General features: G+C 29.3%; 23 protein-coding genes and 1 other RNA gene. 3 read left to right on the forward strand and 21 right to left on the reverse strand.

Annotation, left to right across the window (positions count from 1 at the left end):
* Positions 1–63: 63 nt before the first annotated feature.
* The 3 genes from DWZ53_RS00740 to DWZ53_RS00750 form a co-directional block, all read right to left on the reverse strand.
* Complete coding sequence (locus DWZ53_RS00740) at positions 64–1,428, reverse strand: PFL family protein (RefSeq protein WP_118431017.1); 1,365 nt, start codon at positions 1,426–1,428, stop codon at positions 64–66.
* Positions 1,429–1,442: 14 nt separating this feature from the next.
* Positions 1,443–1,715, reverse strand: a complete 273-nt coding sequence (locus DWZ53_RS00745; protein WP_118431019.1) for an ACT domain-containing protein — start codon at positions 1,713–1,715, stop codon at positions 1,443–1,445.
* A 107-nt stretch (positions 1,716–1,822) separates the two neighbouring features.
* Entirely contained in the window at positions 1,823–2,140 is a 318-nt protein-coding gene (locus tag DWZ53_RS00750; RefSeq protein ID WP_118431021.1) for a PTS sugar transporter subunit IIB, read from the reverse strand.
* 149 nt (positions 2,141–2,289) lie between these two features.
* Here DWZ53_RS00750 and DWZ53_RS00755 point away from each other — a divergent pair, with 149 nt between their 5' ends.
* Complete coding sequence (locus DWZ53_RS00755) at positions 2,290–2,829, forward strand: metallophosphoesterase (RefSeq protein ID WP_118431023.1); 540 nt, start codon at positions 2,290–2,292, stop codon at positions 2,827–2,829.
* 25 nt (positions 2,830–2,854) lie between these two features.
* On the opposite strand, the gene DWZ53_RS00760 is transcribed toward DWZ53_RS00755, so the two are convergent.
* From DWZ53_RS00760 to yqeH, 8 genes are all read right to left on the reverse strand, one after another.
* Positions 2,855–3,196, reverse strand: a complete 342-nt coding sequence (locus tag DWZ53_RS00760; protein ID WP_118431025.1) for a helix-turn-helix domain-containing protein — start codon at positions 3,194–3,196, stop codon at positions 2,855–2,857.
* A gap of 127 nt (positions 3,197–3,323) precedes the next feature.
* The gene (locus tag DWZ53_RS00765) at positions 3,324–5,636 is read right to left on the reverse strand and encodes a U32 family peptidase (RefSeq protein ID WP_118431026.1); all 2,313 of its coding nucleotides are present in this window, start codon (positions 5,634–5,636) and stop codon (positions 3,324–3,326) included.
* A gap of 1 nt (position 5,637) precedes the next feature.
* Complete coding sequence (locus DWZ53_RS00770; RefSeq protein ID WP_233541798.1) at positions 5,638–6,330, reverse strand: 5'-methylthioadenosine/adenosylhomocysteine nucleosidase; 693 nt, start codon at positions 6,328–6,330, stop codon at positions 5,638–5,640.
* Positions 6,327–7,043, reverse strand: a complete 717-nt coding sequence (locus DWZ53_RS00775) for a class I SAM-dependent methyltransferase (protein ID WP_118431028.1) — start codon at positions 7,041–7,043, stop codon at positions 6,327–6,329. The genes DWZ53_RS00770 and DWZ53_RS00775 overlap by 4 nt, the downstream gene beginning before the upstream one ends.
* On the reverse strand, positions 7,043–7,387 hold the full coding sequence (gene rsfS, locus DWZ53_RS11140; RefSeq protein WP_199589004.1) for a ribosome silencing factor: 345 nt from the start codon (positions 7,385–7,387) through the stop codon (positions 7,043–7,045). The genes DWZ53_RS00775 and rsfS overlap by 1 nt, the downstream gene beginning before the upstream one ends.
* Complete coding sequence (locus DWZ53_RS00780; protein ID WP_199589006.1) at positions 7,388–8,479, reverse strand: nicotinate-nucleotide adenylyltransferase; 1,092 nt, start codon at positions 8,477–8,479, stop codon at positions 7,388–7,390.
* Positions 8,476–8,763, reverse strand: a complete 288-nt coding sequence (gene yhbY, locus DWZ53_RS00785; RefSeq protein WP_118431030.1) for a ribosome assembly RNA-binding protein YhbY — start codon at positions 8,761–8,763, stop codon at positions 8,476–8,478. The genes DWZ53_RS00780 and yhbY overlap by 4 nt, the downstream gene beginning before the upstream one ends.
* Positions 8,764–8,772: 9 nt before the next feature.
* Positions 8,773–9,867 carry a ribosome biogenesis GTPase YqeH gene (gene yqeH, locus DWZ53_RS00790; RefSeq protein ID WP_118431032.1) on the reverse strand — a complete coding sequence of 365 codons (1,095 nt, stop codon included), beginning with the start codon at positions 9,865–9,867 and terminating at the stop codon, positions 8,773–8,775.
* A 138-nt stretch (positions 9,868–10,005) separates the two neighbouring features.
* On the opposite strand from yqeH, the gene sigK reads away from it, so the two are divergent.
* Positions 10,006–10,695 (forward strand): RNA polymerase sporulation sigma factor SigK, encoded by a 690-nt coding sequence (gene sigK, locus DWZ53_RS00795; protein WP_118431034.1) that lies wholly within the window; start codon positions 10,006–10,008, stop codon positions 10,693–10,695.
* A gap of 8 nt (positions 10,696–10,703) precedes the next feature.
* Here the strand turns inward: sigK and parC are convergent, their stop codons facing one another.
* Entirely contained in the window at positions 10,704–13,298 is a 2,595-nt protein-coding gene (parC, locus tag DWZ53_RS00800; protein WP_118431036.1) for a DNA topoisomerase IV subunit A, read from the reverse strand.
* 11 nt (positions 13,299–13,309) lie between these two features.
* Positions 13,310–15,238 (reverse strand): DNA topoisomerase IV subunit B, encoded by a 1,929-nt coding sequence (parE, locus tag DWZ53_RS00805; protein ID WP_118431038.1) that lies wholly within the window; start codon positions 15,236–15,238, stop codon positions 13,310–13,312.
* A gap of 113 nt (positions 15,239–15,351) precedes the next feature.
* Between parE and plsY the strand changes: the two genes are divergently transcribed.
* On the forward strand, positions 15,352–15,951 hold the full coding sequence (gene plsY / locus DWZ53_RS00810) for a glycerol-3-phosphate 1-O-acyltransferase PlsY (RefSeq protein WP_118431040.1): 600 nt from the start codon (positions 15,352–15,354) through the stop codon (positions 15,949–15,951).
* Between the two features lie 24 nt (positions 15,952–15,975).
* Here the strand turns inward: plsY and DWZ53_RS00815 are convergent, their stop codons facing one another.
* The 8 genes from DWZ53_RS00815 to yfmF all read right to left on the reverse strand — a co-directional run bounded on the left by DWZ53_RS00815 (position 15,976) and on the right by yfmF (position 22,625).
* A complete protein-coding gene (locus tag DWZ53_RS00815) occupies positions 15,976–16,602 on the reverse strand; it encodes a histidine phosphatase family protein (RefSeq protein WP_118431042.1) in 627 nt (208 codons plus the stop codon).
* A gap of 22 nt (positions 16,603–16,624) precedes the next feature.
* The gene (locus DWZ53_RS00820) at positions 16,625–16,828 is read right to left on the reverse strand and encodes a YneF family protein (protein WP_118431044.1); all 204 of its coding nucleotides are present in this window, start codon (positions 16,826–16,828) and stop codon (positions 16,625–16,627) included.
* A gap of 18 nt (positions 16,829–16,846) precedes the next feature.
* The gene (locus tag DWZ53_RS00825; protein ID WP_118431046.1) at positions 16,847–17,209 is read right to left on the reverse strand and encodes a sporulation inhibitor of replication protein SirA; all 363 of its coding nucleotides are present in this window, start codon (positions 17,207–17,209) and stop codon (positions 16,847–16,849) included.
* A gap of 369 nt (positions 17,210–17,578) precedes the next feature.
* Complete coding sequence (tkt, locus tag DWZ53_RS00830; protein WP_118431048.1) at positions 17,579–19,558, reverse strand: transketolase; 1,980 nt, start codon at positions 19,556–19,558, stop codon at positions 17,579–17,581.
* Between the two features lie 85 nt (positions 19,559–19,643).
* Positions 19,644–19,868 (reverse strand): DUF896 domain-containing protein, encoded by a 225-nt coding sequence (locus DWZ53_RS00835; protein ID WP_118431050.1) that lies wholly within the window; start codon positions 19,866–19,868, stop codon positions 19,644–19,646.
* Between the two features lie 19 nt (positions 19,869–19,887).
* A non-coding RNA gene (gene ssrS / locus DWZ53_RS00840) (6S RNA) lies at positions 19,888–20,046 on the reverse strand.
* 39 nt (positions 20,047–20,085) lie between these two features.
* Positions 20,086–21,363 carry an EF-P 5-aminopentanol modification-associated protein YfmH gene (gene yfmH / locus DWZ53_RS00845; protein ID WP_118431052.1) on the reverse strand — a complete coding sequence of 426 codons (1,278 nt, stop codon included), beginning with the start codon at positions 21,361–21,363 and terminating at the stop codon, positions 20,086–20,088.
* Complete coding sequence (gene yfmF / locus DWZ53_RS00850) at positions 21,363–22,625, reverse strand: EF-P 5-aminopentanol modification-associated protein YfmF (protein WP_118431054.1); 1,263 nt, start codon at positions 22,623–22,625, stop codon at positions 21,363–21,365. Before yfmF ends, yfmH begins: the two co-directional genes overlap by 1 nt.
* Positions 22,626–22,649 lie beyond the last annotated feature (24 nt).

Here is a 22,649-nt window from a genome sequence, read left to right on the forward strand (position 1 = left end):
AACACATTATAGACTAATCTTTCATAAATATAAAATAGAATGCAAAAAAAATTAGGCATTTGCCTAATTTTTAAAACTATGTATTGGTGCAGGAATACGTCCCCCACGATTAATAAATTCAGCACATCCAAATTTGTTAATTGGCATGATTGGTGCATAACCTAACAAGCCTCCAAATTCAACTGTTTCTCCAACAGTTTTACCAATTACTGGAATAATTCGAACAGCTGTTGTTTTTTGATTAATCATTCCAATTGCCATTTCGTCAGCAATAATTCCAGAAATAGTTGTATTAGCAACATCACCAGGAATAGCAATCATATCTAATCCAACTGAACATACACATGTCATTGCTTCTAATTTTTCAAGAGTAAGTGCACCATTTTCAACTGCGTTAATCATTCCTTGATCTTCACTTACTGGAATAAAAGCACCAGATAGCCCGCCAACATAAGAAGATGCCATTACACCACCTTTTTTAACTTGATCATTTAAAATGGCAAGTGCAGCCGTTGTTCCTGGAGCACCCACACTATCTAAGCCCATACCTTCTAAACAATCAGCAATACTATCACCAACTGCTGGTGTTGGAGCTAAAGATAAATCAATAATTCCAAAAGGAACATTCAATTTTTTTGATGCTTCTTTGGCAACTAATTGGCCAACACGTGTAATCTTAAAAGCAGTCTTTTTGATAGTTTCACATAACTCACCAAAATCTGCACCTTTGCATTTTTCAATTGCATTTTTAACAACACCTGGTCCACTAACACCAACATTAATAATACAATCAGCTTCACTTACACCATGAAAAGCTCCTGCCATAAATGGATTATCATCAGGTGCATTACATAAAACAACTAATTTAGCACACCCAATTGAATCATTTTCGGCAGTAAGTTCTGCTGTATTTTTAATAATATCACCCATAAGTTTAACAGCATCCATATTAATTCCTGTTTTAGTTGAACCTACATTTACAGAGCTACATACGTAATTTGTTACTTTCATTGCTTCAGGAATAGATTCAATTAATAGTTTTTCAGCAGGTGTCATTCCTTTTGAAACAATTGCACTATATCCACCAATGAAATTCACTCCCAATTCAATAGCACATTTATCTAATGTTTTTGCGATTTTTACAAAATCACTTGTACTATGACAAGCATTTGCTCCTACAAAGCCAATAGGAGTAACTGAAATTCTTTTATTAACAATAGGAATTCCATATTTTTTTTCAATTTCTTGACCAGTAGGTACTAAGTTTTTTGCAACACGCATAATCTTTTTATAAACATTATCACATAAAACATTAATATCATGATCCATGCAATCCAACAAGCTAATACCAAGAGTAATGGTTCTTACATCTAAGTTTTCTTGTTCAATCATCTTATTAGTTTCAGTAACTTCGAATAAATTAATCATATTTCCTCCCCATATTAAATACGATGCATTTTGTTAAAAATATTTTCATGTTGTAATTTAATGTTAACACCAATTTTTTGACCTAATTGATCTAAATCTTCACATACGTTTCCAAAATCTTTATCCATTTTAGATAATTCTACAATCATCATCATATTAAAATATCCTTGTATAATTGTTTGTGAAATATCTAAAATATTAATATTGTTATCAGCAAGAAAAGAACAAACTTCAGCAATAATCCCCACTTGATCTTTTCCTACGACAGTAATAATCCCCTTTTCCATAATGTGTCCTCCTTAATTTTTAGATATTATACCATATTGTATACAATAAAAAAAGTCTCTTTTTTTTTAACAATAAAAAAAGGATGCATCTAAGCATCCTCATTAGATTATTCACCTAATAATTTTAAAGCGTTTTCGAATACAGCTTTACCATTCATTGTTCCATAATCTCTCATATCGATTACATCAACAGGGATTGGTCCAGCTTTACGTCCTGCTGCTAATTTTTCAATTGCAGCTTTTTGGAATCTAACTTGAGGTCCAAGTAAGATACAATCTACTTCTTCTAACACTCTTGGTGCATCTGAAAAAGGTAAAGCAAAGATTTTACATTCGTAATTTGCATCCTTTGCTGCTGCTTCCATTTTTGTAACTAATAAACTTGTTGACATACCTGCCGAACATACTAATAAAATGCTTTTCATTTTTTACACTCCTTTTTTTAACCTGTATTTATTTTACCAATTATTCTTTATATTGTAAACACTTTCTTAAAATTTTTTTCTCATTTGGAAAATGACATTTCTTGTTAAAAGAGTATAATTAAAGTGATAGTATAAAAAGGAGAAATATGATGAGAATTCTACTAATAAGCGATACCCATATGTATAATGAAAAAATGGATCATATTTTAGAACATGAAAAATACGATATAGTCATTCATTGTGGAGATATTTCTGTTGATGAAGATGATCCACATCTAAAAAAAATGCTTGTAGTTCAAGGAAATCATGATCAGTCATTTTTACCTATTACAATTAAAAAAAACATTGATGGATATCATTGCTTAATTACTCATGGGCAAAAATTCGATGTTTACCGTGGTTACGATAAATTGTCTCAATATATGGATAATAACGATCTACAAATATGTTTTCACGGTCATACCCATGTTCCCACATATATTCACCAAAATAATAAAATATTTATTAATCCTGGAAGTGTCATGATTAATCGAGCAGAATATGGATTCGGTACCTATGCAATAGTAGAAATTCATCAAAAAAACATCAATGTAGAATTTCATCACGCAGACACTTTTGAGATTGTAGATATGAAAATTATTAATGAAGGAATGAAGATTCTCGAAGAATTTAAAAAATTACTAAAATAAATGGACTTGATTAACTCAAGTCCATTTATGCATTTCGTTTGTTTCTTTCATCATTTCTTTTTCGTTTATATTCAATAATAAACATAACTTCTTTTAAATCTTCATCAGGAAGTTCAGTTAATAAACGTGCTATATTAGCGATATTATAATAATCATATTTTTTCCCACTCATAATTTCTTCTACACTTCTGCCATATAGATTTGAAAAAATTTTCAATTCACCAACTGTAATATCACGTTTACCATTTTCTATATCTGAAATAGCTGAATGAGGAACATTAAGATGTGCGGCAACATCCTTTTGTGTAAGATGTTTAAAATTTCGATATGAACGTAATCTTTTAGCTAATTCTAAATCTATTGCCATATAATTCCTCCTAAATTCTTTATACCTAAATTTTAGCATTTTCAAAATTTAACTGCAATTAAATTTTGAAAAAATATAATTAATTATGCATTTTTAGATATATAATTTGTAAAAAAGAAAAACAGGATTAAAAATATCCTGTAAATGTGTTTAGATTTGTCGTATTGATTACTGACCTATTATTAATAATATGATCATATCTATTAATAATCTTTTTGATATCATCAAATGCCTCATTAGTAAAATTTAAAATGATTGCATCTGCATTAAAATAATCTAATTCATAACATTCGAGTGTCTTATAATGCAAAATATAATTATTACAATATGTGTCAGTAAGAATATCAAATAATTTCCCTTTACGATCTTTTAATTGATATGTACCATGTTTACATAAATTACACTTATCAACTTTTTTCCCTAAATAAAATTGACTTATAATACAATGTTTCATATTCATATTTGTAATTTTTCCATAAGCAATAAAATAAGATTTTTGAGTAGTATGAATATTATTGATTTGTTTTTCCGTCATTTCATAAGGTATCACAAAATCATTATTTAATGCTTCTATCCCATAATCGTTGCATAGGTTGAAATTATTGCTTAAAATCACTTTCTTTTTTTCCTTTATTAATTGCAATGCACCATAATCGCTAACAAGTACCTGATTAAACAAATTAAACAAATCAGATTCGATAAATTCATTTAAATCATCTTGCGAGTATAAATAAGGTATATATGGTATGATACGATCATCAATATTATCCATCTTATTCAAAAGAAAAAACGGAATAAATACATGATGAACTTGATTTAAATCAATAGCACTATATTGTTTTAAATTTGAAATCATAACATTAAGTTCTTTTACTTGTTTTCTTTTCGTGAGTTTTTTATCTAATATGACGTGAACTGATTCTTGATGCTTATTTAATTTCTTTTGTTGAAACTGTGCGATAGCTTCTCTCCTTAAGTCATTTAAAGATTTAATCGGAATAATGCCATTATCACAAAAATCAATTGTAATTTTATCTAAATGGTAAATTGTGTTTCCTAATTTAGATAACTGTTGTTTAATTCTCTCAGTTGATAATGGCGTTTTTAAAGCCTTTTCTATTGTTTGTGTAGTGTGCACCGTTAAAGACGTCGAATCATCATATACAGTTAAAGTCAAAGGCTCATTAATCTTACCGATTACTTTCATAGAAATAGGTAAAGAAATATTTTCATGTTGAATATATTTTTGTAATTCTTTTTCATATACATAATCACTTATTTTATAAACATCTTGTTTTATATCAATTTCTTTATTTAATTCAATTTCAATAATATCATCTTTATATGCTTCATTCACCAATAAACGCTTTTTAAACATCTTTGTCACTGTACGTGTCAGTTCTTCTTTAGGAAAATAAAGACGCTCATTTTGATGAATTAAATTTGTTAAACGTAGTATAAGTTTTTTTTCTTTTTTATTGTATCTTACTATTTGTGCAACTTTAACACCTCTATTTCCGGGAATGTCTGATGAAACAAAATTTTTGTCATTCCATAAAAATCCACCAGTAAATCCACGATTAAAGATCTTCATCATATTATTTTTGGCTTGTTGAGTATCTATAGGTTGATTTTTGTAATAAGCATCTATCGCTTGACGATAAGAAGAAACAACACTCGCTACATACTCTGGCTTTTTCATTCTTCCTTCAATTTTAAAAGATTTAACACCCGCTTCAATCAATCTAGGAATATGATCAATAGAACATAAATCTTTAGGTGAAAGTATATATTTATTTTCATTATGCTCTATTTTACCATTTTTTAAAAACTCATACTGTAATCGACATGGTTGCCCGCACGCACCCTGATTACCACTTCTTTTAGCAATCATACTACTCATCAAACATTGACCAGAGTAAGACATACAAATTGCACCATGAACAAAAACTTCAATGTCAATGTTTGTATCATGGCAAATATCTTCAATTTCATCTATTGATGTTTCTCTAGCAATGACAACACGATCAACATTTTGACTTTCAAAATATTGAACACCAGCTTTATTTTTGACACTTGCTTGTGTAGAAATATGAATTTCAAAATGGGGAAAGTATTTTTTTACAAAATAATACAATCCCATATCTTGAATAATCAATGCATCTACATGAATAGAATATAAATAATTGATGTATTCTAATAATTCTTCAAATTGAGAATTTTGGTATAAAATATTTACTGTCACATACAATAGAACTCGATGTAAATGACAGTATTCGACTGCTTTTTTTAATTCATCACGATCAAAATTGGTAGCATAGGCACGAGCACCAAAAAGCTGTCCACCTAAATAGACAGCATTTGCACCAGATTGAACTGCAGCAACCATTGCTTCATAACTACCGGCAGGTGCAAGTAATTCTATCTCTCCTTTTCTCATCTTATGCCACCTTAACTAATTCAACACATAACTTTGCAGAAGCTTCACTTGCTTTTTTTAAATACTCATCAAATTGAATAGACGAATTGCCTTTACCAAATACATCAGATAATGAACGTGTAATAATAAACGGAATTTGGTATTTATAACAAGTTTGTGCAATAGCAGTTGATTCCATTTCACTACAAAGTGCATTAGGAAAATTATTTTTTATTTCATCAACTTGTACTTTTTGATGAATAAATTGATCTCCAGATACAATTAAACCATGATGATATGTAATATTCATTTCATTTAAGATTGTTTTAGCCTTATCAACTAAGATCGAATCTGCTTTAAAAACAACTGGCATTCCTGGTATTTCGCCAATTTGTCTACCAAAAGCAGTAACATCAACATCGTGATATGCTACTTCCTTTGAAATAACAACATCACCTACATTTTGATTAGATTGTAAACCACCTGCTGAACCAATATTGATAATAAAATTTGGGTGATATTCACTAATTAAAATAGATGTACAAATTGCAGCATTTACTTTTCCAATTCCACCCTGTAAAACAACAATATCTTTATCAAAAACTTTGCCTTCGTAAAAATGACAATCCAATATTTGCTTTTCTTGATTGATTTCACATTTATCTAAAATAGCATTTACTTCTTCTTCCATTGCTCCAATAATACCTATCATCATTTTGCCTCTTTTCTACAAACAAATATAACTCTTTCACAGTCATCATGATATTCACCAAAATCACTGTAAATTTCAATATCTTTAAATCCTACTTCTAATAACATGTTTTTGTATTCATCTACTGTCAATGTTTTTTGTATATGTTCTTCGCTTACATGTTCATTTTCAATCTTATCAATAATTTCAACATGATGTACAACATGTCCATATCCTAACGAATCTACTTTCCACTTGAAATAAAAATCAGGATCATCATTTTCTTCAAGATAATCTTTTAGAATATTTTCCATCTTATAAATACTATCTACATCAAATATAAAACAACCATCGTCTTTGATAGCATTAAAACAGTTAACAAATGTCTTTTTCACTTCATCACGTTCTATAATGTAATTAAGAGAATCACATAAACATAAAACTAAATCTAATTTTTGATCAACTATAAAATCTCGCATATCTATGCGTCCTAGCATCAATTCAACGTTTTGTCTTGAAGCTTTCATTCGTGCAACTTCTAACATATCTTTAGATAAATCAGTTGCATAAACCTCCTTCTTTCGCTTGGCTAGACGCACTGCAATTTCGCCAGTACCACATCCTAATTCCAAAACAGTTTGAAAATCAGCATGTTCTTTTATAAATTGAACGTAATCTTTATAAAAATCAGCATCCATTAAACTATCATAATAATATGCAAATGCTTCGTATGACATTATTTTAATAACTCCTCAATATCCACTGTTGGCATATCTGCCCATAATTTTTCTAAGTTATAGTTTTTTCTTTCTTCTGGATCAAATAGATGAACAACAATATCTCCATAATCCATCAAAATCCATTGACTTGCTTTTTTACCTTCAATAGATTTAACGGAATATCCGTTTTCTTCGCATTTTTCTTCAACATTATCTTTTAAAGCTAACATTATTCTTTCATTAGCAGCAGTAGCAATGACAAAATAATCACATACAGGGCTAGTCATCCCCATATCTAAAACAGTAATATCTTTAGCTAATTTTTCATCTAACGCTTTAACAATAATCTCTAATTTTTCCATTTATATCTCCTTTTTAAATTTATTAAATATTTCAAAAAAGCAAGGATCTATTTCCCTATTTTTCTTTTTTGAAAATTGGTAAAAATCATTTAAGCAATATACAAATCCTTTTTTAATATCTTGATTACATAATGCAATTGCTTCACTTGAATCATACCCTCTTAAAGGATCAAGTTTGTCAGCACAATATACGCACATATCTAATAAATGCATGTCTAAACTAGCAGTTGTATGGTTCTCTATAGCTTGCAATATCTCTTGATCATGTATATCAAATTCATTTTGACAAACATAAGACGATAACCATTGATGATAAACAGGTTCAGGTTTATTAAGAAATTCAGAATAATATTTTTTCATTAATTCTAATTCTAAATCCTTATCCATTTCTTTAGCCACATCATGCATCATAGCTGCTATATAAGCCTTCAAATCATCTAAATGATTACTTTGTGCAAATTCTCTTGCTAGTTTAGCGACACTAAGCGTATGAAGATAACGCTTATTGGACATTTTTTTCTTAATAAGTGAATCTAGACATAGTCCGTGATTTGCAAGATAAGATAAAACATTTTTATCTAACATTTCTATATGTCCTTGTTTAATTGCTGTACTTGATTCATGACTTATAGAAGTTTCTATTTCAAGAAAATGATAAGTTTTTAAATTGTTATTTTCTTGATAATCCGGTCTTTTAAATACAACTAAAGAAACAAGTTCACTAATTTCTTTGGCATTTTTCCATTGATTAAACTTGCTTGCCTGATCCATGCCCATAATATAAAACAATTCGTCATTTTGATACTGTTTTTTTAAAGTTTTCAAAGTATCTATTGTATAGTTTTTATCCTCTGTTAAGCTATCTAGCTCAATTGTACAAATTTTAGCTTTAGCTATATCCTTTATCGCTAAAGAGATTGTATTAATACGATCATTATTAGACAATGCACTATGATCTTTCCAAGGATTATTTTTAGTTGGTATAACTAACAATGTATCAAGATTCAACTTTAAAATAGATTCTTTTATAATTCTTGTATGTCCTAAATGAATGGGATCAAAAGCTCCACCTAATATTCCAATGCGACTCATGGTAATCTATAAATTTCCTTATCACTAGGTTTATATAAAATAATTGTTCTTCCCAAAATTTGGACAACATCAGCTTTTGTTTTCATAGAAAGTTCTAAAGCCACTTCATTTTTTGATTGACTGCAACTTTCTAATATTTTTACTTTAATTAATTCTTTAGCATCTAAGGCATCAATAATACCTTCAATTTGACTTCTATGTACCCCATCTTTACCAATTTGAAAGATTGCTGATAAATGATGTGCTTCACTTCTTAAATATCTTTTTTGTTTTCCTGTTAACATATTTTCCTCCTATATAAGTGCTTCTCTTATAAATACCCCAACACCATGAGGCGCTTTTACTTTAATAATTGAATCAGGTGAATGAACACTGATAAAACCTAACCCAGAAATAACAATATCCACTTTATAATCAGGCAATTTAAATTGAAAATTTGCAAAATCTTTAATAGATTCAATTTGCTTTAAAGTTGGTTTAAGTGTTTTATGACGATTATATAATTCATCTGCATTAATTAATTTTGTACGATGAATTGTTAAGCGTCTATTAAAATAGCATGTAAAACTACTATGTTTCCCTTTAATAAAATCAATTCTTGCTAATCCACCAAAATATAACGTTTGCTGGTTATCTAATTGGAATGTAGCAGGTCTTAATTCTCCAGTTGGCATAATTTCTTTCAATGTTTCTTTTTCAATGATATGAGCTATTTGATGTTTATTAATAATTCCTGGTGAATCATATAAACTACTGTGATCATCAAAAGGAATTTCAATTAAATCTAATGTTGTACCTGGAAATTCGCTTGTTGTAATTAAATTATTTTCTGTTGGATTAATACTTTTAATCAAAGTATTAATCATCGATGATTTCCCTACATTTGTTACTCCCACAACATAGACATCTCGCTTGTTTCGATAATGTTCTATCATCTCTATAAGCGTATCAACATTATATTTTTTTATACCGCTAGTAAGTAATACATCTACAGGTTTTATACCATATTCTTTTAATTGTCTTCTTAACCATTTAATTATTTTTTGATCTTTTGCAGACTTAGGCAAAATATCACGTTTATTACCTACAATCAAGATATCATTTTGACTTAAATGTCGTGTTAAACCAGGAATAAGACTACCATTAAAATCAAATAAATCAATCATATAAACAACAAGACTATTGGTATCCCCTATTGTCTGTAAAATATTTAAAAAATCATCTTGTGTTAAATTTGTTTCATTTAACTCATGATAATTTTTTAATCTAAAACATCTTTGACACAATACAACTTCATTATTCATCGCACTCTTTGGAACATATCCAATCATTTTTTTATTTTCATTTTGAATAATTGCTCCACAACCATAACATCTTATTTCTTCCATATTCAACCTCACTTCATGACCAATTGTACCTCATTTTAACCTATTTTAAAAGAAAAGAAAAGTCCTATAATTCTTTATTTTCTATTCATTCTTCATTATTTTTTATTTTACGACATAAGATAAAATAAAGGTGATAAAATGTTTAATCTAATACTTACATTACTAACAAACAGTTTCTTCGTTTCTTATATTCGTTCTAAATCATTTGAACTTCCTTTAAGCCATCACGAAGAACAATTTTATTTAGCTAAAAAACTTACTGGGGATTTACAGGCAAGAGATATTTTGATTGAAAGGAACCTAAGGCTAGTAGCTCATATAGCTAAAAAATACGAAAATCAAAAAGATCTACAAGAAGACTTAATATCAATTGGAACAATTGGTCTAATTAAAGCTGTTGATTCTTTCAATCCTGATAAAAATATTAAACTTGCAACTTATGCATCCAGATGTATTGAAAATGAGATTTTAATGCATCTAAGAAGCAGTAAAAAAACAAACAGTGATATCTCCCTCAATGAAATAATTGGTGTTGATAAAGATGGAAGTGAAATAGTTTTAGAAGAACTCTTAGAAAATAACGATCCCCCTCTTATTGACCAAGTTGATCAAAATGATAAAATACAAAGCCTTATTCAAAACTTTTCTATTTTAAACAAAAGAGAACAAGAAATATTAATAAAACGTTATGGATTAAACAATCAATCCAAACGCACCCAAAAAGAACTTGCTAAAGAAATGAACATCTCACGTTCATATGTATCTCGTATTGAAAAAAGAGCTCTCATCAAACTATATAAAGCATATATAAAACAAAACAACTCATAAGAGTTGTTTTAATCTTTTAAAAAGTCATCAAGTGATAATTTTTCAAACTTATTAACCTTTTTATCATGTGATGCTTTCGTTTCATGATTTCTACTTTCTTGGTTATCCACTAAATCAAACAATGTATCTTCTACGACTTCTTTATTTTTTAAATGAATATCTTGATTTGTTTTAATAATAAAATCAGAAGTATATAATGGCTTATCAATATATACATCTTTTAGCCATTCATCTTTACTTAATTTAATAAGAGGTGTAAAGCGTGAATCTAAACGTGCGTTATTAAAATCAACAGCTTTAAATTCCTTAGAATTTAATGAAGTTGTCGTAACATTAATTTCATCTTGATTACTTACAACAACAGCTTTATACGTGAAAATAGTCTTTGTTTTTAAATTGTGATATAGTGGTGTTCCCTTTGTGGTACGTTTACAAGCTGGAATATCTGCTAATTTTAATCTTTTAATACCACCATCACTACTCAACACTAACAATGAATAAGTCAACATTGGATTAAAAACATCCATCGAAACAACAATATCATCTTTTAAGTTAAGTGCTTTAATTCCTGAAGCTTTTAGACCTACTATTGAAACTTCTTGTTCACTATATAACACACCATATCCAGCACGTGTTACTAAAATAACTCCTCTATTTTGATCTGTAAGTTTTACATCTATCACTTCATCTTCACCTTTAAGCCCCATACATTTCATCGCCTTGGAATATCGCTGTACTTCAAAGTCCTGCAATGCTGTACGCTTAATTTGCCCATTTTTAGTAGCAATCATAACATACAACGGCTGTTTAAAATCATCAACCAAAATGGCAGAAACAATTTTTTCATCAGCTGGTACTTTAACAAGATAACTTACATGCTTTCCTACATCTTTCCACTTAAATTCTTCTATTTTATGACAAGGAATAAATAAATAATTTCCTTTATTAGTAAATAAAAGTAAATTATTAACTGTATTGGCTTTAAATAAAGCAACTAATGAATCATCATCTTTTTTACCAAATGGTGTTTTGTCACTTGCTTTAATAGAACGATTAGAAATACGTTTAATATATCCATCTCTTGTAATAGAAATATTAATATCTTCAGCAATAATCATCGCTTTTTCATCAATTTTTACTTCACTAACTTGTTCTTTTATTTGAGTAAGTCGAGGCATTGGATATTGTTTTTTAATTGATTTTAATCGGTTAATAATAACTGACCGTAACTTATCATCACTGTCAAGAATTTCATTCAATTCATTTATTTGAAGATCTAATTGTTGCTTTTCTTCTTCTAATGAAACAATATCTGTATTTGTTAAACGATATAATTGTAACATGACAATTGCTTCCGCTTGTTTTTCACTAAATTGATATTGTTTAATTAAATTGTTCTTAGCATCACTCTTATCCTTAGATGCTCTAATTGTTTTAACGACTTCATCTAAAATAGAAATAGCTTTAATCAAACCATCTACAATATGTAATCTTGATTTAGCTTTATTTAAATCATAAATACTGCTACGTGTTACAACATCAATTTGATGATCAATATAACCATCAAGAATATCAATAATACCCATTAATACAGGTCTTTTATTCTTAATTGCAACCATATTATAATTATAATTTTTTTGTAAATCTGTATTTTTATATAAATAATTTAACGTATTTTGCACATCAGCAGTCTTTTTTAAATCAATAACAATTCTTAAACCTTCACGATCGGACTCATCTCTCACTTCGATAATACCATCTATATTCCTATTAAAACGAATTTCGTCTATCTTTCTAACAAGATCAGCTTTATTCACTTCGTAAGGAATTTCACTCACTACTATTTGATTCATGTTTTTATCTTCTACGATTTCTGTTTTAGCACGAACAATAACTTTTCCTTTTCCATTCTTAAAAGCATTTTTAATCCCATCAATACCTTCCACAATGGCGCCAGTAGGAAAATCAGGTCCTTTAATAAATTCCATCATTTTTTCTAAAGTGCAATGATCATGTTTTATACGATAAATCGTAGCGTCAATAACTTCTTCTAAATTATGAGGTGGTATATCTGTAGCATAACCTGCCGAAATACCAGTAGCTCCATTCACTAATAAATTAGGATAAGCAGCAGGTAAAACAGTTGGCTCATATTCTGTATCATCAAAATTTAATGACATTAATACAGTTTCTTTATCTAAATCCTTTAATAATTCACTGGCTATTGGAGAAAGTCTTGCCTCTGTATAACGCATAGCAGCAGCAGGATCATTATCGATTGATCCGTTGTTCCCTTGCATGTCAACAAGTGGTGCTCTCATCTTCCATTCTTGTGATAAACGAACCATCGCATCATAAACCGATTTATCCCCATGAGGATGATAATTACCAATAACATTTCCCACTGTTTTAGCAGATTTACGATATGGTTTATTTGCTGTATTTCCTTCTTTATTCATTGAATAAAGAATACGACGCTGAACAGGCTTTAATCCATCACGAACATCTGGTAAAGCACGGTCTTGAATTATATATTTTGAATATTTACCGAAACGATCTCCCATGATTGTTTCTAGTGTCATGACTATTTTTTTATCGCTCATAGTTTACTCCTTTATTCAATATTGTAATCATCTTCTAAAGAAAATTGGACATTTTGTTCTATCCATTCACGACGTGGCTCAACTTTATCACCCATCAATACCGAAACACGTCTTTCAACAATAGCTGCATCTTCAATAGACACTTGAATTAATGTTCTTGTTTCAGGATTCATTGTTGTTTCCCATAATTGAGTTGCATTCATTTCCCCTAATCCTTTATATCGTTGAACATTATAACCTCTTCCAATTTTCTTTTTTGCTTCTTCAAGTTCATGATCTTCCCAGGCATAAATAATTTGTTCCTTTTTACCTACCTTTTTAGAAACCTTATATAATGGTGGTAAAGCTATATATACTTTTCCTGCTAAAATTAAATCTTTCATATAGCGATAGAAAAAAGTTAATAATAAAATTTGGATATGAGCTCCATCAGTATCGGCATCGGTCATAATAATCACTTTATCATAATGACTATCTTTTACTTGGAAATCAGCACCAACCCCTGCACCAATAGTATTAATTAACGTAGCCAGTTCTTCATTCTTCATAATATCTTGAATTGATGTCTTTTCACTATTTAACACTTTTCCACGCAAAGGCAAAATTGCTTGATATTTTCGATCTCGTCCTTGTTTAGCACTTCCGCCTGCTGAATCACCTTCGACTAAATACAATTCGTTTTTCTTTTTGTTTTTTGATTGCGCTGGCGCTAATTTTCCACTTAATATTCTTTCTTGCTTTGTTCCTTTTCCTTTTCTAGCAGCTTCTCTTGCTTTTCTTGCAGCATCTCTTACTTGTGCCGCTTTAATCATTTTTTTAACAAGTAAATCAGCAATCTCTTTATTTTCTTCTAAATAATAGGACAGCTTTTCATACACTAACGAATCTACTGCATTTCTTGCTTCTGTTGTCCCTAACTTAGACTTCGTTTGTCCTTCAAACTGCAATAAATGTTCAGGAACTTTGACAGAAATAATAGCAGTCAATCCTTCTCGAATATCATTACCTTCTAAGTTTTTATCTTTTTCCTTTAATAAGCCATATTTTCTAGCATATTCATTAAAAGTTTTTGTTAGACCACTTCTAAATCCTGTTTCATGTGTTCCTCCATCTCCAGTACGAACAAGATTAACAAATGATAAGGTATTTTCTTGATATCCATTTGTAAACTGTAATGCAATATCTAGTTCAATTTCTTGACTTACTCCTTCTAAAGAAACTATAGGATGCAGTGTTTCTTTATTAAGATTTAAATAATCTATAAATGCTTCTAATCCATTTTCATAACAATAGGAAACCTCTTTATCAGTTCTTTCATCTTTTAAATTAATTGTAATTCCTTTTAAAAGAAAAGCACTTTCCATCAATCTTTCACTAATCGTATTATAATTGAATTCAGTCGTTGAAAAAATATCTTTATTAGGTAAAAAATGAATTGTAGTCCCCGTATCTTTACACTTACCAATAACTTCTAGTTTACCAATTGTCTCTCCACCATCACTAAAATGTTGATGATAAATCTTACCATCGCGATGAATGGTCACTTCAAGCCATGAAGAAAGAGCATTAACAACACTGGCACCTACTCCGTGCAATCCTCCAGATGTTTTATACCCACCATCTTCAGAAAATTTTCCACCAGCATGAAGGATAGTTAAAATAACTTCGGTTGTAGGTCGTCCTGAAGCGTGCATTCCTGTAGGCATTCCTCGTCCATGATCTGTGACTTTTATACTATTATCTTTGCCAATTGTCACTTCTATTTTATTACCAAACCCTGAAAGTGCTTCATCAATTGCATTGTCTACTATTTCCCATACGAGATGATGCAATCCACGTGCATCAGTTGAACCGATGTACATTCCCGGTCTTTTTCTGACCGCTTCAAGTCCTTCAAGAATTTGAATATTTGATTCATCATATGAATGATTATTTGCCATGAATTATAAATCCTCCTTTTTACGCTTTTCCTATTATATCAAAGTTCTTATTTTTTTTAAAGATTATTTGCTTTTTTGATATTCTTCATTATAATAATGTTGGTGATAAAAAAATGAAAGAAATAATACTTATATTAATAAGTTATTTATATGGATCAATACCTTTTGCTCTGGTCATTGGTAAGTTGTTTTTTAATACAGATATTCGTTTATCTGGATCTGGGAATTTGGGTGGAACAAATGCAGGACGTGTTTTAGGAAAACCGGTTGGTTTGGCTGTTATTATATTAGATGCATCTAAAGCAATGATAGTTGTACTTTTAACAAGTTATTTATGTTCTGTTTTACATATCAATCAAGATTTAAAATATATTTGTGCTTTAGCTTGTGTCATTGGACACTGTTGGCCAATCTTTGCAGGATTTAAAGGTGGTAAAGCCGTCTCAACTGCTATAGGATATTTCTTTGCAGTTTATCCATTATGGGCTTTAGCTGTACTACTTGTATTCCTCATCATTCTAAAGATATTCAAATATGTTTCATTATCATCTGTCCTTGCATCACTTACAGTGCTTCTATGCACACCATTTATGTCAATTTCACTTACAGGTAAAATCGTTAATTTGTTTATTGTACTTATTCTTGTTTACCGACATATACCAAATTTAAAGCGCATCAAAAATCATACTGAACCTAAAATTAAATGGATGTAAAAAAGTCATATGTTTATATGACTTTTATTTATAGCTAATTTTAGTTTGTGGATCCAAATAATCATCTTTGCCAAGATACTGTATTTGATATTGACTATTTTTATACTCAATCAATGACAAAGAACAGCCACGTATAATTTCCCCGTTAATTTCATTAAAACGATTTACAGGTAAATTTAAGGCAATTCCATGAACAATTGTAAATAACATACCATGAATAGTAATAAAAATTGTTTGATTAGGATTCTCTTTATATTTTTCGTCAATGAAATTTTGAAAACGATCAATAACTTGTTGATATGTTTCACCACCTGGTAATCCATAATTCGGTGAAGGGTTATTCCACAAATCATGATATTCATGATTATTTTTTAATTCCTTAATATTTCTTCCTTCATAAATACCAAAATTCATTTCCATTAAACGTTTATCTTTTATAATTTCACTTTTAGGAAAAATGATTTGAGCTGTTTCATAGGCCCTGTTTAATGGACTAGAATAGACAGAGTCAATGTTTTTATCTTTGATTGCATCTTTTAAACACAATGCATCACGTTTTCCATCTAAAGTGAGTGGGGAATCTTTCCAACCTTGAAGCTTAAATTGTTCATTCCAAAGAGTTTTAGAATGACGCGTAATATATATTTTCATAATAAAAAATAAGGGATATCCCTTATTTATATTGTGCTTTTACTGTATTCATAATTTTTCTAATTTGAGCTTCACTAGGTTTTCTACCCATTTCCATGTACATAGCACGAATCATTTTTTCATTGATTGGTGGATTTTTTTGCATTTGTTTTTTAAAGAAATAACGTGCAGCAAAGAAACCAGCTACCAGTCCTATAATTAGACCAATGATTAAATATAATACCATTGTAATACCTCCTAATATTTACACTTGCTTTGACATTATAACATAACTTTGCGAAATTTGATATAATATATCAAAGAATATATTATATTTATCTTTAGATAGTATTGTTATGTAATAATGATTAACAATACAACAAATTTTTTCATTTGTTAATTCATTAATAAAATAATGTTTGTTACCACTTCTTTTATAGCCTTTTCTCAAAGATAAGTTTTGATAAATTAAATTATTAATATTTTCGTTATCTGCAAATATTTGTTGTAATTGCCTTTCATGGTAAACATTATCCGGTTTTATACTACGAAAAACATCAATAACACATGGATATTTATGAATTAAATTTGATAGTTCATCTCGATAACGGTAAATAACATATTTCATTTTGATCACCCATATTTAGTATACACTTTCAAAACAAAAATAATTGTCAAAAAAAGGATTGATTTTACACACCCATTCTTTATCCTTTTATGTACATACAAAACGTATCCTCACTTTTTTGAAGCCACTTCATTTTTCGTCCATTAATACGCTATACTAACAGACATATATACTTGCACATCAAAAAATAACCTTGCTTTTATAGTTAACAAAATAGCCATCATTGTCGATTGCGTCTTATTTGTATACCATATTATCTTAGCTTTTTAGTTTTAATTTTTCATAAATTTAATGTCAACAACAATTGTATGATATAAAAAAACTGTTAACAAATTATTGTCAACAGTTTAAAAAGATTAACTTTATTCTTTATTTAATTATTTCTTTCATATTTTTAACAACGTTTTCTACAGTGAACCCATAATGAGTAATCACTTCATTTGCTGGTGCACTCGCTCCAAATTGATCAATACCCATAGTTTTTCCATCTAAGCCAACATATTTATGCCAACAGAAATCTCTTCCCATTTCAATAGAAAGACGATGACGGATACCATTTGGTAAAACAGATTCTTTATAAGCAGGATCTTGTTTATCAAATAATTCCATGCATGGCATTGATACAACACGTACATCAATATTATCTTTTAATAATTCTTCTTTAGCTTTCATAGCAAGATTAACTTCACTACCAGAAGCTAAAATAATACCATCAAGTCTGTCTTTTTCATGCCCAATAACATATCCACCATGTTTAACACCTTCATAGCTACTATTTTCCATTGTTTCTACATTTTGTCTTGTAAGAATTAAAGCAGTTGGACAATCTGTTGTTTCTACAGCAATTTTCCATGCAGAAGCCATTTCAATAGCATCAGCTGGTCTTATGACTTGAATATCAGGTAAAGATCTAAGCATTGTTAATTGTTCAATTGGTTGATGAGTTGGACCATCTTCACCAACAGCAATTGAATCATGAGATAATGGTAAAATAATTGGTAATTTCATAATGCTTGCCATACGTAAAGCACCTTTGAAATAATCAGAGAAAACTAAGAATCCCCCTGAAGAAACTTTTACACCTTTATGTAATGTCATACCATTCAAAATAGCAACCATAGCAAATTCACGAATTCCAAACACTAGATTACGACCATCGTAATGTTCTGTACTAAAATTGTTTTCACCTTTAATTTGTGTTTTAGTTGATGATGCTAAATCAGCTGTTCCAGACATGAATGTAGGATTTTGTTTGGCTACCTCTTGAATAATTTCTAATGAAGTATTTCTTGTCGCATCTGAATATCCTTTTTCATATTTCTTTGTAATTTCATCAATATCAAGGTGATAATGTCCATCAATAGCATCAAATAACTCTTTAGCTAATTCAGGATATTTTTCTTTGTATTGTTTTACAGTACGATTCCACTTGTTGAACTTATTACGTCCACGTTTAATACATGTATCTTTAAAATCATCATAAACTTCTTCAGGAACATAAAAATCTTCATGATCAAACCCATAAGATAATTTGGCATTTTTACCATCTTCTTGTCCTAATGGTGAACCATGTACTTTGTTTGTTCCTTGATTTTTAGAACCAAAACCAATTGTAGTATTAACAATAATTAAACTTGGTTTAAAACTTTCCTTTTTAGCTTTTTTTATTGCTTTATGAATTGAAACAATATCATTTCCATCATCAACTTCTATGACTTGCCATCCACACGCTTCATAACGTTTTTTAACATTTTCGCTAAATGACATTGATAATGGACCATCTAAAGTGACTTGATTTGCATCATATAAAACAATAAGTTTTCCTAAAGATAAGTGTCCAGCAATTGAAGCAGCTTCATAAGTTACCCCTTCTTGCATATCTCCATCACCACATAAAACATATGTATAATGATTAACAATATCTAAATCTTCTTTATTATATTTTGTTGCTAAAAACTTCTCAGCCATTGCCATTCCTGTTGCCATTGGAATACCTTGTCCAAGTGGTCCAGAAGAAGCATCTACCCCATCAGTCATACCATGTTCAGGATGTCCAGGAGTGTTAGAACCCCATTGTCTAAATTGTTTTAAATCATCAATTGAAATTTGATAACCAGATAAATGCAATAATGAATATAATAATGCCGAAGCATGACCTGATGCTAAAACAAAACGATCACGGTTAAACCAATTAGCTTCCTTATGATAAAAATTCATTTCTTTTGTAAATAAAGTATATAAAGCAGGTGCAGATCCAAGAACCATTCCAGGATGCCCAGAATTGGCTTTATTAATTGTATCAATACCTAAACTTCTAATCGTTGCTATAGATAAATTTGACGTGTCCATTCCATAATCTCCCTTTTTAATAAAACTAAATCTTATTATACACATTTCGACATAAAAAACAAGGCACAAATCAGTGAATTCATGCCTAGTTTAAATGCTTTGTTTTTTTATGAGGAGTCACATCATTCCCCTTTTCATCAACAACTTTTACATTACTTAATTGTTGTTTAAATCCCGCACGGAATGCCTTAAGATATTGAGCTCTTAGTTCTTTTTGCTCATCTAGTTCTTCCTCAGTAATTGTTCCTTCTTTTTTCTTTTTAGCTAATTCATTAATTCTTGAAATTAACTTTTGATCTATTTCAGCCATAGTTATAATCTCCTTTTAATAAAAAACTAGAGAGTTTGTTAGATTATCCCTGGTATGTGCAGGTGGGCACCTTTAAATAATTTTAGGATTCCTATTCTTGACAGGCTTTCAACACCATTATTTAGATCAGGTTCCCTTATCTAATTTGTAGGAAATTTATTATACTCTCTAGCATTGGTATTATACCATAGAAAATATTTTAATAAACATCTTTCATTTATTTTTTTACAATAAACGTTGATGTATACTTTAAATCAAAATACTTCATAACACTATAAATATCTTCAAGTTGAATTGTTGAAATAATGTCAACAATATCTAACGAAATAATACCCTCAAAATAATAACGACTAAATAAGTTTGCAATCGCCTCAGGACTATTATAAACATTTATAAAATTGCCGATATTTTTTCTTTTTATTCTTTCAAAATCTTCTAAATTGAATTTAATATCTTTAATATGTTCAATAAAATCATAAATTTGATCTTTAAGTTCAAGATAACGATCTTGATCTCCGCCCATTTGAATAAATGCATAGTCTCTTTCTTGTGTAAAGTTTGCACTGAAAGAATCATTAATGATTCCTTTTTCTAACCATTCGTTATATAATTTTGAACTTTTAGAAAATAATAAATCAAACAGGATATTTAATGACAATTCTCTTTTTAACTTTTCTAGGGGTGTTTTTAATTGTTCGTTAACTTTTATTGAAACAATAATCTTACTCATTTCAACATCCATTGTTTTTTCAACTAACGGTGTTTTAATATCTAATGGTTCTTTTATTTCACGTCGTACAATAGGTTGAGGTAAATCAAAATGTTTTTTATTTTGATTGTCTATGATAAGTTTCATTGTGACATGAGGATCAATATTTCCGACAACAAAAAGCATCATATTATTGGGATGATAAAATGTTTTATAACATGTTTCCAACATTTCTTTAGTCGTTCTATTTACCGTTTCTACTGTTCCAGCAATATCCTTTGCTACCGGATGATTTTGATAAAGGTTTTCAATTGACCCAAAATAGACTCTCCAATCAGGATCATCATCATACATTTTTATTTCTTGACCAATGATTCCTTTTTCTTTCTCTACACTTTTATCAGTAATAGCTAATTCTTGAACAAAATCTAATAAGAGTTCAACACATTCATTTTCATGAGAAGTCGTTGAAAACAAATAAGCAGTACGACTAGATGATGTAAAAGCATTAGAACTTGCTCCTAGTAAAGCAAATTTGTCGGCTGCATCACCATCTTTCATATCAAACATTTTATGTTCAAGAAAGTGAGCAACACCATCTTCAACAGTTATCATCTTATTTTCACCAAGAGGTATAAAAGTGGTATCAACTGAGCCAAAACGAGTAGAAAATAATCCATAAGTTTTTTCAAAGCCAACTTTAGGCAGTAAATATACTTCTAGACCATTATCAAGTTTTTCATGATATAAAGTTTCTTTTAATGTTTGGTAATATAATTCTTCCATTATTCACTTCTCCCTGTTAATAAGAAAATTGTATCTAATTTCATTGTACCAGCAATAGCCATGATTTCTTCTTTAGTTACAGCCATTAATTTGCTCAAATATTCATCATCCGTTTCTTCTTTACCAGTAATATCTCGATTATATAATAAAGAAATCATACTTAAAGATTCATCTTTAGAACGTGTCAAAGCATTTTTTAGCATACCTTTTATAATATCTAATTCCTCATCACTAAACTTTCCTTGTTGAATTAATTTAAGTTGTTCATCAATAAGTTCTCTTGTCTTTTGATAATCTTTTCTTTCAATCCCAGCATTAACAATGACAATACCATTAAACGCATCATAACTAGAAGAAATATAATAACATAATGAATGTTGTTCTCTAACAACTTTAAATAATTTTGATTGACTAAAGCCACCAAACAAAGCATTGAACACAGTCGTAGCATAATGATTATGTGACATGAATTCACTGTCTATTTGATAACCTATATTTAATTTAGATTGTGTAATATCTTGTTCTTCAATGATTTCTTGAATATCATTACGGTATACTTGATAATGATAAGAAGTGTCATAAGTATGATTTTGTTCAGGCAATGTCAAGTATTGCTCAAATAAGCTAACAATAGAATCATCAATATCCCCTACAACATAAAGATGTTTATGATCCTCCATTAAACATTGCTTGAAATAAGCAAACAACTCTTCATTAGTTATTGCATCAAGTTCTTCAAGATAGCCACTAGTAGAAATACCTAATGGTTGATCTTTTCCCATATATTCAAATAGTTTTTCTAAACTATAAGAAAATTTGTCATCTTTTTGAACAATTAAGCGTTCTTTTAATTCTCTTTTTTTAATTTCAAACATTTGTTCATTAAAAAGATGGTTCATTGCATTAGGGTGATTTAAAACATCATTCAACATTTGGATTTGTTGCGTTAACAAATCCTCTTGATAAGGCAAGTATTCTTGATTAATACAAATGCTATTCATATTAATAATATGACTTTTTCCTTTAGATGTTACACTTGTCCCATATTTCATACCATATAAATTTTCTAAAAATTTCGAAAACTCTTGTGTGGATGGATATTTTTGTGTTCCTGTAACAAGCATAAAAGAAAGTAAAGTTCTTTTTGTTACTGTTTTTAAATCTAATTTGTTTTGTAATTTTAATGAAATTGTAATATTTTTAAACTTTGTTGTTGGTATCAAATGTAACTGATACCCTTTCATCATATAATTTTTTTCCATAAATACTCCTTTAAACAAACATTA

It is taken from the genome of Coprobacillus sp. AF33-1AC (assembly GCF_003475785.1).
Taxonomy (GTDB): Bacteria; Bacillota_I; Bacilli_A; order Erysipelotrichales; family Coprobacillaceae; genus Faecalibacillus.

Bases quoted from the DNA above. Each gene is read 5' to 3' on its own strand.
- DWZ53_RS00740 (WP_118431017.1), bottom strand. From the start codon at position 1,428: ATGATTAATTTATTCGAAGTTACTGAAACTAATAAGATGATTGAACAA.
- DWZ53_RS00745 (WP_118431019.1), bottom strand. From the start codon at position 1,715: ATGGAAAAGGGGATTATTACTGTCGTAGGAAAAGATCAAGTGGGGATT.
- DWZ53_RS00750 (WP_118431021.1), bottom strand. From the start codon at position 2,140: ATGAAAAGCATTTTATTAGTATGTTCGGCAGGTATGTCAACAAGTTTA.
- DWZ53_RS00755 (WP_118431023.1), top strand. From the start codon at position 2,290: ATGAGAATTCTACTAATAAGCGATACCCATATGTATAATGAAAAAATG.
- DWZ53_RS00760 (WP_118431025.1), bottom strand. From the start codon at position 3,196: ATGGCAATAGATTTAGAATTAGCTAAAAGATTACGTTCATATCGAAAT.
- DWZ53_RS00765 (WP_118431026.1), bottom strand. From the start codon at position 5,636: ATGAGAAAAGGAGAGATAGAATTACTTGCACCTGCCGGTAGTTATGAA.
- DWZ53_RS00770 (WP_233541798.1), bottom strand. From the start codon at position 6,330: ATGATGATAGGTATTATTGGAGCAATGGAAGAAGAAGTAAATGCTATT.
- DWZ53_RS00775 (WP_118431028.1), bottom strand. From the start codon at position 7,043: ATGTCATACGAAGCATTTGCATATTATTATGATAGTTTAATGGATGCT.
- rsfS (WP_199589004.1), bottom strand. From the start codon at position 7,387: ATGGAAAAATTAGAGATTATTGTTAAAGCGTTAGATGAAAAATTAGCT.
- DWZ53_RS00780 (WP_199589006.1), bottom strand. From the start codon at position 8,479: ATGAGTCGCATTGGAATATTAGGTGGAGCTTTTGATCCCATTCATTTA.
- yhbY (WP_118431030.1), bottom strand. From the start codon at position 8,763: ATGTTAACAGGAAAACAAAAAAGATATTTAAGAAGTGAAGCACATCAT.
- yqeH (WP_118431032.1), bottom strand. From the start codon at position 9,867: ATGGAAGAAATAAGATGTTATGGTTGTGGAGCAATTATTCAAAATGAA.
- sigK (WP_118431034.1), top strand. From the start codon at position 10,006: ATGTTTAATCTAATACTTACATTACTAACAAACAGTTTCTTCGTTTCT.
- parC (WP_118431036.1), bottom strand. From the start codon at position 13,298: ATGAGCGATAAAAAAATAGTCATGACACTAGAAACAATCATGGGAGAT.
- parE (WP_118431038.1), bottom strand. From the start codon at position 15,238: ATGGCAAATAATCATTCATATGATGAATCAAATATTCAAATTCTTGAA.
- plsY (WP_118431040.1), top strand. From the start codon at position 15,352: ATGAAAGAAATAATACTTATATTAATAAGTTATTTATATGGATCAATA.
- DWZ53_RS00815 (WP_118431042.1), bottom strand. From the start codon at position 16,602: ATGAAAATATATATTACGCGTCATTCTAAAACTCTTTGGAATGAACAA.
- DWZ53_RS00820 (WP_118431044.1), bottom strand. From the start codon at position 16,828: ATGGTATTATATTTAATCATTGGTCTAATTATAGGACTGGTAGCTGGT.
- DWZ53_RS00825 (WP_118431046.1), bottom strand. From the start codon at position 17,209: ATGAAATATGTTATTTACCGTTATCGAGATGAACTATCAAATTTAATT.
- tkt (WP_118431048.1), bottom strand. From the start codon at position 19,558: ATGGACACGTCAAATTTATCTATAGCAACGATTAGAAGTTTAGGTATT.
- DWZ53_RS00835 (WP_118431050.1), bottom strand. From the start codon at position 19,868: ATGGCTGAAATAGATCAAAAGTTAATTTCAAGAATTAATGAATTAGCT.
- yfmH (WP_118431052.1), bottom strand. From the start codon at position 21,363: ATGGAAGAATTATATTACCAAACATTAAAAGAAACTTTATATCATGAA.
- yfmF (WP_118431054.1), bottom strand. From the start codon at position 22,625: ATGGAAAAAAATTATATGATGAAAGGGTATCAGTTACATTTGATACCA.